At 65.8% G+C, this 12949-nt stretch carries 11 protein-coding genes; 6 read left to right on the top strand and 5 right to left on the bottom strand.

The features are described 5' to 3' along the window. Positions 1-12: 12 nt before the first annotated feature. The 3 genes from AMS67_RS09065 to AMS67_RS17975 all read left to right on the top strand — a co-directional run bounded on the left by AMS67_RS09065 (position 13) and on the right by AMS67_RS17975 (position 3821). The gene (locus AMS67_RS09065; RefSeq protein ID WP_053387092.1) at positions 13-876 is read left to right on the top strand and encodes a LytR C-terminal domain-containing protein; all 864 of its coding nucleotides are present in this window, start codon (positions 13-15) and stop codon (positions 874-876) included. Positions 877-1070: 194 nt separating this feature from the next. Next, entirely contained in the window at positions 1071-2693 is a 1623-nt protein-coding gene (groL, locus tag AMS67_RS09060; protein ID WP_053387091.1) for a chaperonin GroEL, read from the top strand. A 318-nt stretch (positions 2694-3011) separates the two neighbouring features. Then, a complete protein-coding gene (locus AMS67_RS17975) occupies positions 3012-3821 on the top strand; it encodes an endonuclease domain-containing protein (RefSeq protein WP_075201298.1) in 810 nt (269 codons plus the stop codon). 208 nt (positions 3822-4029) lie between these two features. Here AMS67_RS17975 and AMS67_RS09050 read toward each other — a convergent pair whose 3' ends face one another. The 5 genes from AMS67_RS09050 to AMS67_RS09030 form a co-directional block, all read right to left on the bottom strand. Further along, positions 4030-5532 carry a sensor histidine kinase gene (locus AMS67_RS09050; RefSeq protein WP_053352325.1) on the bottom strand — a complete coding sequence of 501 codons (1503 nt, stop codon included), beginning with the start codon at positions 5530-5532 and terminating at the stop codon, positions 4030-4032. Position 5533: 1 nt separating this feature from the next. Continuing rightward, positions 5534-6235: a response regulator transcription factor gene (locus AMS67_RS09045; protein ID WP_053352324.1), complete on the bottom strand. Its 702-nt coding sequence runs from the start codon at positions 6233-6235 to the stop codon at positions 5534-5536. 97 nt (positions 6236-6332) lie between these two features. Beyond that, on the bottom strand, positions 6333-7271 hold the full coding sequence (locus tag AMS67_RS09040) for a carbohydrate kinase family protein (protein WP_053387090.1): 939 nt from the start codon (positions 7269-7271) through the stop codon (positions 6333-6335). Then, positions 7271-8041, bottom strand: coding sequence for an SDR family oxidoreductase (locus AMS67_RS09035; RefSeq protein WP_053387089.1), 771 nt, complete (start codon positions 8039-8041; stop codon positions 7271-7273). Before AMS67_RS09035 ends, AMS67_RS09040 begins: the two co-directional genes overlap by 1 nt. After that, positions 8038-8997 (bottom strand): sugar-binding transcriptional regulator, encoded by a 960-nt coding sequence (locus AMS67_RS09030; protein WP_053387088.1) that lies wholly within the window; start codon positions 8995-8997, stop codon positions 8038-8040. The genes AMS67_RS09035 and AMS67_RS09030 overlap by 4 nt, the downstream gene beginning before the upstream one ends. Before the next feature lie 179 nt (positions 8998-9176). On the opposite strand from AMS67_RS09030, the gene AMS67_RS09025 reads away from it, so the two are divergent. From AMS67_RS09025 to AMS67_RS09015, 3 genes are all read left to right on the top strand, one after another. Further along, on the top strand, positions 9177-10757 hold the full coding sequence (locus AMS67_RS09025) for a sugar ABC transporter ATP-binding protein (RefSeq protein WP_053387087.1): 1581 nt from the start codon (positions 9177-9179) through the stop codon (positions 10755-10757). 1 nt (position 10758) lies between these two features. Then, the gene (locus AMS67_RS09020) at positions 10759-11772 is read left to right on the top strand and encodes an ABC transporter permease (RefSeq protein ID WP_053387086.1); all 1014 of its coding nucleotides are present in this window, start codon (positions 10759-10761) and stop codon (positions 11770-11772) included. Between the two features lie 74 nt (positions 11773-11846). After that, positions 11847-12923 (top strand): substrate-binding domain-containing protein, encoded by a 1077-nt coding sequence (locus tag AMS67_RS09015; protein ID WP_053387085.1) that lies wholly within the window; start codon positions 11847-11849, stop codon positions 12921-12923. Positions 12924-12949 lie beyond the last annotated feature (26 nt).

The raw sequence follows: 12949 nt of genomic DNA, 5'->3' as shown, positions 1-12949 counted from the left end.
AAGGAAACCCGAGTGGCGCAACGGACCAGTGTGGATGGATCACGTCCCAGTGCCCGTCAGACGTACCCGGAAGACCGGTTCGATCGGCTGAAGCGCACGGGCCGAGTGGGCGCGCATCGCGTCACCGCTCGCCCCCGCTACATCTGGCAGTACCTCATCGCCGGGCTCCTCGGGTTCGCCGTGCTCACGACGCTCGGCATTCTCGCAGTGCAGGGCATCGGTGGCACCGGCAAGCTCTCCCTCGGACCATCCGGTGAATCGTCCGGATCCGCCAACGCGAAGATTACGCCTGAACTCGATCCGACAGCCACCGTGGCGATTCTGAACGGCACGCCCACGCAGTATCTGGCGGCCGCGCTCGACACGATTGTGACCGAGCAGCAGTGGGGCTCGATCGAGTTCTCGGGGAGTGCCGCGACCGCCGACGTGGCCATCTCCGCGGTGTTCTATTCCGACCCGGCCGATGCTCCGGCCGCCGCAGGGCTGGCCGAGAAGCTCGGCGGCGTCTCCACGTACACGTCGACCGATTACGAGAAGTACGGCGTGCGGCTCGTGGTGCTGCTCGGTGCCGACTACAAGGGGCCCGGCATCGATGAGGCCGCGCAGCTCGCTGCCAATGGCGGCGACGCCACCGCTGAGGCAGAGGTCGAGGGCGATGCGACGGGCGCGACCCAGCGGGAAGTGAACCCCGCGACGGGCAACGAGATCAACCCAGATACGGGCCTCGACATCGACCCGACGACGGGGTGGGACATTGACGTCGCCACGGGATGGCCGATCGACCCGGCGACGGGCCTTGCGACTGATCCGTCGACGATCGCCGTCGCGAGCGATGCCACGGCGAGCGCAATGGCTGACGCCGCGGCTGCGCAGTAAGCGCGCACGGGCTCGCCCGTGAGCTGTTCTCGGAGTGTTCGCTCAGCGCGAGCGCGAGCGCTTGCACTCCCTGGGTGAGAGTGCCAAGATTGGTCTTAGCAGTCGATCTGACTGAGTGCTAAACATCTGTGCGCGGGCGTCTCGCGTCGGCACGGTGATGACCACATCTCGAACGTCCGGGAGGGGCGAAATACATGGCAAAGATCATTGCGTTTGATGAGGAAGCGCGTCGTGGACTCGAGCGGGGCCTGAACATCCTCGCCGACGCCGTGAAGGTGACGCTCGGCCCGCGCGGCCGCAACGTCGTACTGGAGAAGAAGTGGGGCGCTCCCACGATCACCAACGACGGCGTCTCCATCGCCAAGGAGATCGAGCTCGACGATCCCTACGAGAAGATCGGCGCTGAGCTCGTCAAGGAGGTCGCGAAGAAGACCGATGACGTCGCAGGCGACGGCACCACCACCGCGACCGTGCTCGCTCAGGCGCTCGTGCGCGAAGGCCTCCGCAACGTCTCGGCCGGCAGCGACCCCATCGCGATCAAGAAGGGCATCGAGAAGGCTGTTGCAGCCGTCTCGGCGAAGCTCCTCGAGAACGCTCAGGAGATCGAGACCACCGACCAGATCGCGGCGACCGCATCGATCTCGGCCGCTGACGAGCAGATCGGCAAGCTGATCGCCGAGGCGATCGACAAGGTCGGCAAGGAAGGTGTCGTCACCGTCGAGGAGTCGAACACCTTCGGCACCGAGCTCGAGCTGACCGAGGGCATGCGCTTCGACAAGGGCTACCTGTCGGCGTACTTCGTCACCGACGCCGATCGCCAGGAGGCGGTCTTCGAGGATCCCTACATCCTCATCGTCAACAGCAAGGTCTCGAACATCAAGGACCTGCTCCCCGTCGTCGATCCCGTGATCCAGTCGGGCAAGCAGCTCCTCATCCTCGCTGAGGACGTCGAGGGCGAAGCACTCGCCACCCTCGTGCTCAACAAGATCCGCGGCATCTTCAAGTCGGCTGCGGTCAAGGCTCCCGGCTTCGGCGATCGTCGCAAGGCCATGCTGCAGGACATCGCGATCCTCACCGGCGGCCAGGTCATCTCGGAAGAGGTCGGCCTCAAGCTCGAGAACGCGACGCTCGACATGCTCGGCACCGCGCGCAAGGTCATCATCACCAAGGATGAGACCACCATCGTCCAGGGTGGCGGCGACGAAGAGGCGATCCAGGGCCGCGTGACCCAGATCCGCCGCGAGATCGACAACACCGACAGCGATTACGATCGCGAGAAGCTCCAGGAGCGCCTCGCGAAGCTCGCCGGTGGCGTGGCCGTCATCAAGGCTGGCGCTGCAACCGAGGTCGAGCTTAAGGAGCGCAAGCACCGCATCGAGGACGCCGTTCGCAACGCGAAGGCAGCCGTCGAAGAGGGTGTGCTCGCCGGTGGCGGCGTCGCGCTGATCCAGGCCGGCAAGGACGTCTTCGGCACGCTCGAGCTCTCGGGTGACGAGGCTGTGGGCGCCAAGATCGTGCAGACCGCCATCGAGGCACCGCTGCGCCAGATCGCTCTCAATGCAGGCCTCGAGCCCGGCGTTGTGGCCGATCGCGTCGCGAACCTGCCCATCGGCCACGGCCTGAACGCCGCAACCGGCGAGTACGGCGACCTCGTGGCCCAGGGCATCCTGGACCCGGCAAAGGTCACCCGCTCGGCGCTGCAGAACGCCGCGTCGATCGCCGGTCTGTTCCTCACCACCGAGGCCGTCGTCGCCGACAAGCCGGAGCCGGCTTCGGCTGCTCCCGCCGGTGACCCGACCGGTGGCATGGACTTCTAAGTCCAATCCTCCCTCCTGAGGGGTCGCGCCTGCGGGCGCGGCCCCTCAGTGCGTTTTGGGGGAGTGGGGTGAGCTTGGCTGTCGGGGTGGCCTTCGTCGCTTGCTCTTGTGTGCACCCAAGGCATTTACCGTCGCCCAGGAGAAATTGCGCCACACGGTCTTCTGACGGCGAATAGACCTGCACCATCGAATATCTCCGGTGCGACGAAAGTCGCAGTCTTCCCTCCCCAATGCGCGGTTCATAGATCGCGTGCCATTCTCTCCACAGATCAGGGAAGATCGAGATCGGAGTAGCTTGACTGGCTGCAGGCTGGAGCGATGGAACTCCAGGCTGAAATGCGACGTGCGGGAGGCGTGATCCGCGCACGTGAACTCTTCGAACGCGGAATCACCGTTCACCAGTTGCGCACCGCCTGCGCACGACGGCAGGTGGTGCGCCCTGCGCGTGGCTGGGTGGCATTGCCCGATGCCGACTCCGACCTCGTGCACGCACTGCAACATGGCATGTCCATCACATGCGTGTCTTTGGCGCAGAGGCTCGGGCTTTGGGTGCGCCACGCAGATCAACCGCACCTTGCGGCGCGGTCACCGCACGCACACGCACAGGCCGACTGCGGCACGGTGCACTGGGGGCGCCCAGTGTTTCGGAGGGAACCCTTTGCTGTGGTCGACTCGATCGAGAATGCGTTGAACTATATAGCAAGATGCCAGCCGTACGAAGAGGCGCTCGCAATCTGGGAGTCGGCGTTGCAGCAGGAATTGGTGTCAAAGGATGCGCTCGTAAGGCTCCCGTACCGCGGCACAGCTCGGCGCGTTCTCGAAACGTGCACGCTGTTCTCCGGTTCAGGCCTGGAAAGCTACGTCCTTCGCCGGCTCAGGGCGCTGCGGCTGCATGTCGTGCCTCAGGCTTGGGTACTCGGGCGCCGGGTGGATTTCCTGATTGAGCGGAACGTTGTTCTGGAAGTCGATGGCGCGACGCATACGGGCCGCCAGCGCGATCGCGATAATGTCTCAGACGTGCGCCACACGCTTGCCGGGTATGTGGTTATTCGAGTGTCGTACCGTCAAATCTTCGAAGACTGGCCCGAGGTGCAGCGTCTCATCATGGCAGCGTGCTCACAGTGCTGACCCTGCGGAGACAATGCTCGGAGCCACAGGTTGGGCGTGGGGTCGGGGCATGGCAGCTCAACCCGCACCTCGTCGCAGCGGAGAAATCTCGTTATGCGGAGGTCGTGCCGGGAAACGTACCGCAAAATAGAATTTCTCCTGTGCTACGAAAGGCGCGGAGCCCCGGGCGCGAGCACCGGGCTCCGCGTCCTCGCTCGCGCCCGGGGCTCTACTCGAGGCGGGGCACGGGCACCGTGTCGTCGGAGGCCGGGGCACCCGGCAGGTCGACGCGGAACGTCGCACCGCCACCTGGCGTCTCGTGGACGCTGACCGTGCCCCCATGGGCGTCGACGATCGACCGCACGATGGCGAGACCGAGACCCGAGCCGCCGGTTTCGCGGTTGCGCGACGTATCGGCGCGCCAGAAGCGTCCGAAGATCTTGTCTCGGATCTGTTCGGGCACGCCCTCACCGTGGTCCACGATCTCGAACCGGGCGACGGGCTTACCGTCAGGCTCAGGAGTGGGCGTCGACACCACGAGCTCGATGGGGCCGCCGTCGGGGGTGTGCCGCATCGCGTTGCCGAGCAGATTCGTCATCAGCTGCCGAACCTTGTGCTCGTCGCCGATCACGGACGGCTCGGCGGGGTCCGCGACCACCGTCACCTCGCGATCGGGCGCCTGCGCGCGCGCGTCGAGCGCGGCGTCTGTTGCCAGCTGGTTCAGCGGCAGGTGCGCGAGCTCGAGCGGGCGGCGCTCGTCGAGACGGGCGAGCGCGAGCAGATCTTCGACGAGCGAGGTCATGCGAATCGCTTCCTTCTCGATGCGCTCCATCGCCTGCGAGATGTTCTCGTCTTCTTGCAGTGCGCCCATGCGATACAGCTCGGCGTACCCGCGCACCGAGACCAGCGGCGTGCGCAGCTCGTGGCTGGCGTCTCCGATGAAGCGGCGCATGCGTTCGATGGTGCGGGCCCGGTCTTCCAGCGATCCGTCGAGCCGGTCGAGCATGATGTTCAACGATTGACCGAGGTGCCCGACCTCGGTGTGCGGGCTCGAGATCATGATGCGCTTGGAGTAGTCGCCGCGGGCGATCTCGAGCGCGGTGCGCTCGACCTCGGCGAGCGGGAGGAACGTCGCCGTGACGAGCAGGCGTGTGAGTGCGGCGCCGAGCAGAATCACTGCGATGCCGAACCCGGTGAAGATGATGATGTACTGCGCCACCGTCTGCGTGACGGGCGCAGTCGAGATGGCGACGAGCAGTGCGCCGCCGACCTGGCCCTTCTCAGTGATCGGCTTCACGACGCCGTTCCACTTCGTGCCATCCGCCGCGTAGAGCGGCACGATGCCGTTCGCCAACTCATGCAGCACCGCGTCGGTCGAGAGCACGCCTTCGGGCACCACCGGCACGCTCTTGTCGTCGGCGCTCAGCGTGTTGTCGCGCACGATGTTGCCGTACGAATCGAGCTGGGCGACGTAGTAGCCTTGCGGCGCCTGTGTGATGTCTTGCGCACGCAAACCGTTGACATTTGCGAGCGGGCCGAGCGCATTGGTCGGGTCGGCGCGCAGACGCTCAAGGGCCTGCGTCTGGTTCGAGCTGAGCATGGGCTGCAGTACGGCGAGCGTGCCGACCCCCGCGACGATCAACCCGAGAAAGAGGATGAAGACCGTAACGCCGGTGATCTTCGCGCGGAGCGAGATGTCGGCCCAACGCTCGGTCCAGTTGGGCCGAGCCACGCTACTTCGCTTCGGTCTTCAGCATGTACCCGAATCCGCGCTTGGTCTGGATCAGTGAATCTTCGGTGAGCGGATCGAGCTTGCGACGTAGATACGAGATGTACGACTCCACGATGCCGGCGTCGCCGTTGAAGTCGTACTCCCACACATGATCCAGGATCTGTGCCTTCGAGAGCACGCGGTTCGCATTCTGCATCAGGTAGCGCAGCAGCTTGAACTCGGTGGGGGAGAGCTCAACGGAGGCGCCCTGCACGGTGACCTCGTGCGTATCCTGATCCATCGTGATGGGCCCGACGCTGAGCACCGAATCCTCGTCCTCCTGGATCGTGCGACGCAGCACGGCCTTGATGCGGGCGATAATCTCGTCCAGGCTGAACGGCTTGGTGACGTAGTCGTCACCACCAACGGTGAGCCCCTCGACTTTGTCTTCCGTGTCGTCTTTTGCCGTCAGGAAGATGATGGGAGCGGTGTAGCCGGCAGATCGAAGCCGCTTCGTCACGCTGAACCCGTTCATGTCGGGCAGCATGACATCGAGCACGATGAGGTCGGGTTCCTCTTCGAGCACGGCCGAGATGGTCTGCGCGCCGTTGCCGACCGCGCGCACTCCGAACCCGGCGAAGCGCAAGCTCGTGCTGAGCAGCTCGCGGATGCTGGGTTCGTCGTCGACGATGAGAATCCGGGGTCCCTTTGGCTGAGTGTTCATGCGTCTCAGTCTCTGATTGTTTGCTATGAAGTGGCTGGAAATGAATGCGGATCGGAGCCCGAACGTGTTCGCGCTGAGCGCACGCGTCGACCTCCCGCTATCCGTCGACCTCTCGCTCTGCGACGAGCTCGTGCGCCCAAGGCGGGTTCGCCCCGACGCGCGACGACGTGATGCCGGCGGCGCGGACGGCGAACTCGAGTGCGCGGGTGACGTCGTCGGGATCCGGCACCGACGTCGAACGCAGCGACGCCGCGAGCGGGCCGTCGAGCACTGCGGACAACAGGGCGGCCATGAACGAGTCGCCCGCTCCCACCGTGTCTGCGACGACAATGCTCGGGGCGGGCACGGTGAATGCGTCGGAGGTGGTGCGCGCGAGGCACCCCGCTGCGCCGCGCGTCAGTACCGCGAGCTTCGCCCCGAGCGACACGAAGCGCTCGAGCACGTCGTCGGTCGACCGCCCGGGGTACAGCCACTCGGCGTCTTCGTCGCTCAGCTTGACGATGTGACTCGCCGCGGCGAGGGTTTCGACCTGTCGCATGGTGGCGGCATGATCGACCATGAGCGCAGGGCGGATATTCGGATCGTAGGTGAGCAGGGTGTCTGCCGCGGACGCGAAGGCGCGCACGACCGTGTCTGACCCCGGTGCGAGAACAGCGCCCAGTGACCCCGTGTGCACCAGCTCGACGCCATCGAGCGGGGTGTCGGGGAGGGCGGAGTCGAGCGTGAATGCGTACTGCGCCTGTCCGGCCTCGTTCAGCACCACCTCTGCCCGCGATGTCGTGGCGCCGGCGACGGGTTCGGGGAACACGACATCAGAAGCTCGCAGATGCTCCGCAATCAATGCTCCGTGCGCGTCGTCGCCGAAACGAGCCGCCAGGCGCGTGGTGACCCCGAGCCGGCTGAGCCCGACGGCAACATTGAGCGGCGATCCGCCGGGAAACGCGGTGCCGTCGATCACATCGACGAGGGCTTCGCCGAAGACGACGGCGCGGGGACTCTGGGGTGGTCGGGCGATGCCCGAAGCTGCATTGCTCATCAGAGCGCAGTGTACCCGCCATCGATGACGATGGACTGCGCCGTCACGTAGGACGAGGCATCCGAGGCGAGAAACACGACGAGCCCGTGGAGGTCGCCGGGGTCGCCCATGCGGCCGAGCGGGATGCGCGACGTCCAGTCGGCGGCGAGCTCGGGGTTCGACTCGGTGAACTGCTTCGTCATGTCCGAGAGGAAATACCCCGGCGCGATTGCATTGACGCGAATGCCGTTGCCCGCCCACTCGACGGCGAGTGACCGGGTGAGATGGTCGACTGCTGCCTTTGACGTGTTGTAGGCGGTTTGCTGCTGCGGCACGTTGACGACTTTGGCCGACATCGATGAGACGAGGATCGCCGAACCTGCGAGGTTCGCAGCGATCAGGCGCCGAGCGAACACCTGAGCGACGAAGAACGTGCCGTCGACGTTGATGGACTGCAGTCGTCGCCACTGGGTCGCGTCGATGTCGACCGCTGCCTCGAGCAGGGTGATTCCTGCAGCGGTGAGCAGAATCTGCGGTGTTCCGATCTCCGCGGTGACACGGTCGAAGGCCGCCTCGATCTGGTCGGGATCGGTCACGTCGGTGGGGATGCCGATCGCGCGCACGCCAAACTTCTCGGCCAGTTCCTCTGCGTGCGCGGATACCTCTGGGAGTATGTCGAGCAGGGCGACGTGAACGCCCTGACCAGCGAGGGCTTCTGCGAGAGAGAAGCCGAGGCCGCGCCCTCCGCCGGTGATAACGGCGGTGCGCCCGCGCAGGTCCTCGAACATCATGAATCGCTCCTCTGTGCGGAATCGGTTGGGGTGGCGTCGGCGATCAGTGCTTGGGCCATGATCGCGTCGCAGGCGAGGGAATGGATAAGGCCGCTCCGCAGCGCTGCCCGCACGGCGACGAATTTGAGCGGGCCGCCTGCGACGGCGAGAACATGGGGGACGCGGCGGAGCCCGTCAGCGTCGATGCCGATGCTCTGCGCCGTGGCTTGCTCGATGACCTGGCCATCGACGTCGAGGAGCACGGCACCCAGGTCGGCGCGGACGCCGGCCTCGAGCAGCGAATCCCTGATTCCGAGTTGATCGGCGAGCATCGACACCTGCGAGTCTTCGGGGTTCCAACTCCCGATGCCGACGACGGCGGTGGTGACATCGGCGAAACGCGAGAAGGTGTCGCGGGCCGCAGGTTCATCGCGCAGCAGCGCAGCCGATTCTGCCGTGCGGGTGAGCAGCGGGGCGAGGAGGGCGTGTGGGGTGCCGCCGGAGACGCGTGCGGCACGACGAACGAGTTCGACGCCGCTCTCGTGCAACCCTGCTGCGACTCCCTCGAGCTGCACCACGTCTACCAGCGGCAGCTGTTCACAGGCCCGCACCATTTGCCGCAGTGTGCGGCCGGCTGCGAGTCCGAGCACCTCACCCGGACGGAGTACCTCCTCGAGGAGTCGAGCAGCGGCAGTACCGAGTCTCTCCTTCATGGTGATGTCTGCGCCGCTGGGTGCGTGTACAACAATTGCGTGACGAAGTGAGAACGCGCTTCGCAGCTGTGCGGAGAGCGTCAGGTCGATATCGTCGGGCGACGCGATCTCGAATCGGACGACCCCGCGCTCTCGCGCCTGCTCGAGCAGCCGGGCGACGACGAACCTCGAAATGCCCAGCTCATCAGCGATTTCAATGCGCGAAAGCCCATCAATGTAGTGGCGCGTCGCCACCAGGGCCATGCGTCGCTCGGATTCGCTCATCGGGCACTTTCGTTGGGCTGGTGGTGCGGGTCATGATGACTGTATCATCGCTCAAATGTGCGCGAGTGTTTCTCAGATGTTACAACTCGTGGTAGAAACCTATACGGGTCGCGAACGCTGCGACCCAGAGTTGGAACGACGAGAAACCTCCGCTCGCCGTGGAGAGAGGTGCATGCATCATGAGTGACTTGCAAGCGAACGAGCCTGCGACCGCACCTGCGGGCGCGCTGCTCGAGTGCGCGGGCATCATCAAGGGGTTCGGTGGTGTGCCGGTGCTGCGAGGCATCTCCCTGACCCTCGAGGCGGGCACCATCACCGCACTCGCCGGCGAGAACGGCGCCGGCAAATCGACGCTCATGAAAATTGCTTCGGGCCAGTACCGACCGGACGCCGGCACGGTGCACGTGCAGGGCACGCCCCTTCCCGCAGGCAACGCGCAGGCCGCCCACAGGCTCGGCGTCGCCATCGTGCCGCAGGAGCTCGCCTCGATCCTTGAGCTCTCGGTCTACGAGAACCTCTTCATCGGCCGCGAATTGCGCGGCCCATTGGGGCTGCGCCGAGGCGCGATGATCGATGCGGCCCGGGATCAGCTGGCGGTCTTCGGGCTCGCCGTCGACCCGCGCAAGCGCATGGGTGATCTGCCCGTGGGCATCCGTCAGATCATCGAGATTGTCAAAGCGACCAACACGGGCGCGAGTGTGATCCTCCTCGATGAGCCGTCGAGTGCGATCTCCGAGCGCGAGGTCGGCCGCTTGCTCGAAGTCATGGACATGCTGCGGAAGCGCGGCGTGGCACTCCTCTTCACGACGCACAAGATGGAGGAGATCCGTGCGATCGCCGATCGGGTGATCGTGCTGCGTGACGGGGACCTGGTCGAGGACCAGCCGCTCGCGAACCTCTCCGATGACGACATCGTGACGGCCATGATCGGTCGCGAGCTCGAAGACCTCTTCCCTGACCGGGGCGTTCCCTCCGATGAAGTGCTGCTCGAACTCGACGCGCTTCAGGTCGCGGGCGCCGCCGAGCCCATCACGCTGAGCGTGCGCCGCGGAGAAATCGTGGGCCTGGCCGGGCTCGTCGGAGCCGGCCGCACCGAGCTCATGGAGACCGTATTCGGTGTGCGCCGCTCCGAAAGCGGCCAGGTGCGTGTGCGCGGCGCGAAGGTGAAGCCGGGCGAGCCGTCAGCCGCGATCAACGCCAAGATGGCCCTCGTACCTGAGGACCGCAAGGGGGCCGGAGCCGTACTGCCGATGTCGGTGCTCGACAACGGCACACTGCCGGGCCTCGGCCAGTTCTCGATCGCCGGCTTCTTGCGCCAGCGGGCGCGCCGGGCGAAGATCTCGGAGGTCATGGACTCGGTGCGCCTGCGCAGCCGCGGTCTTGATCAGTCGCTCGAAACACTGTCGGGCGGCAACCAGCAAAAGGTCGTGCTCGCCCGGTGGCTCACCGACGACGTCGACGTGTTGTTGCTCGACGAGCCGACGCGCGGCGTTGACGTCGGCGCGCGCAGCGAGATCTACCGCATCATCGTCGACCTGGCGGCGAGCGGTATGGCCGTGCTGATGGCGTCGAGCGATATGCCCGAGATCCTCAGCCTGTCGCACCGCGCGCTCGTGCTGCGAGACGGCGCGGTTGCCGGGGAACTCTCCGCCGACGACCTCTCCCGCGCCGAGGTGCAGGACCGAATCTTCCGCCTCGCCAGCGGACTCGAAGCCACTGAAGCGGGAATGGCCGCCGAGGCCCCGCGAAAGGACGCATGACATGTCGAACCCGACGAAGACTGAAGTGATGCGGACGGTGTCCGAGAGCGGCGATCTGCGCCGATTCTCGGGCCCTTGGTTCCGCGAACTCGCCATCCGGTACGCGATGGTGATCGTGATGCTGCTCATCATCGCCTTCTTCCTCTACCGCAGTGCGCGCTTCGGCACCGTGGACAACGTGACGACGATTCTGATCGCCGCCGCACCGTTCGCGCTGATCGCGCTGGGGCAGACGCTCGTGATTCTCACGGGCGGCATCGACCTGTCGGTCGGCAGCGTGATCGCGCTGAGCGCCATGGCCGCGGCTGTCACGGCGAAGGCCGCGCCCGATCAGCTCTGGTTGGCCCCGGTCGTCGCCGTGGCGGTGGGGTTCGCCGCAGGGTCGGTCAACGGTTTCGTCGTCTCGGTGATGAAGGTGCCGCCGTTCATCGCAACACTCGGCATGCTCACGCTCGCCAGCGGCCTGGCCTTCGTGCTCGGCGACGGTGCGCCCATCAACGGACTCCCCGCGGAGTACGGCCAGTTCGCCAACACCCGCGTCTTCGGCCTCACCATCCCCGTGATCCTGATGATCATTGCGATCCTCGGCTTCGGTCTCATCATGCGCCGCACGAGCTACGGTCTGCGCGTGTACGCCGTCGGCGGCAACCCACTTGCCGCGCAGATCGCCGGTGTCAAGACGGGCCGCGTGCTGTTCAGCGTCTACGCGATCAGCGGTGCGCTCGCCGGACTCTCGGGCATCATGCTCTCGTCGCGCGTCATCAGCGGATCGCCGAACCTCGGTCAGGGCTACGAGCTCGACGCGATCGCGGCCGTCGTCATCGGCGGCGCCAGCCTCATGGGCGGTCGCGGCACCGTCTGGGGTACCGCGCTCGGCCTGCTGCTGATCCAGACGCTCAACAACGGCCTCGACATCCTGACCGTCCCCGCATATTGGCAGGACGTGATCAAGGGCGTGCTGATCGTGGCCGCCGTGGCGGTTGACGTCTGGGCCAGTAAACGACGGCGATCCTGAACGTCGCCGTGCCTCGCGGATGAGGCACGGCGCTCCCTCTCACCGCACTACCCAACACTGAAATGGAGTTCCCCATGAAGTTCACCTCCCGAATGACCCGCAGCTTCGCGGTCGTCGTGGCCGGCGCAGCAGCGCTGTCGCTCGCGGCTTGTGGCGCCGGCGATCCTGCAGCGCAGCAGGGCGCGGATGACAGCGGCAAGGAGCGCGTCACCATCGGTGTCAGCGTCTACGACATGTCTTCCTTCATCACCGAAGGCAAGGAAGGCATCGACCGCTACGCCGAAGACAACAACATCGAGATCCTCTGGAACGTCGCGAAGATGGACGTTTCCACGCAGGCGACCCAGGTCGATCAGTTCATCCAGGCCAAGGTCGACGCGATCATGGTCGTGCCGGTGCAGGCCGACACGCTGCAGCCCCAGGTTGCCGCGGCGAAGGAAGCCGGCATCCCCTTCCTCGACGTCAACGCGACCCTCAACAACGAGGACGTCGCCGGCAGCGTGCAGCCCGATGACGTGGCCGCAGGTGCTCAGGAAGCCGAGATGATGATGGACGAGCTCGGTGGCAAGGGCAACGTGGTCATTCTGCAGGGCCCCCTCGGCGGCTCGGGCGAGATCAACCGCGGCGCCGGTATCGACCAGGTGCTCGAGAAGAACCCCGACGTCAAGGTGCTCGCCAAGGACACCGCGAACTGGAGCCGCGACGAGGCCGTCAACAAGGTCAAGAACTGGATCTCGGCATTCGGCGATGACATCGACGGCGTGATCTCGCAGAACGACGACATGGGTCTCGGTGCCAAGCAGGCGCTGCGCGAAGCCGGCATGGACGATGTTCCGGTCGTCGGCATCGACGGCATCGAGGATGGCCTGAACGCTGTCAAGAGCGGTGACTTCATCGGCACCTCGTTGCAGAACGGCACCGTGCAGCTCGCGACCGGCGTTGCGGTCGGCGCGGCGATCGCGCGTGGCGAGGACGTGGACAACAACCTCGTCTACACCATGCCTCCCATCACGAAGGAGAACGTCGACGACGCGCTCGACCACGTGGTCAACGACCGCCCGGCCTTCCTTGACGGACTGAGCGACCTGATTGCCGAGAACCTCAAGACTGGCGATATCGCCTACGAGGGTCTTCCCGGCCAGGAGAAGTAACACATGATCAGCGGCGGTTCGCTCCC

It is taken from the genome of Leucobacter japonicus (assembly GCF_001273855.1).
GTDB classification, from domain to species: Bacteria; Actinomycetota; Actinomycetes; order Actinomycetales; family Microbacteriaceae; genus Leucobacter; species Leucobacter japonicus.
Note: the sequence above shows the minus strand (reverse complement) of the source record. Positions and strands in the feature narration are given on the sequence as shown.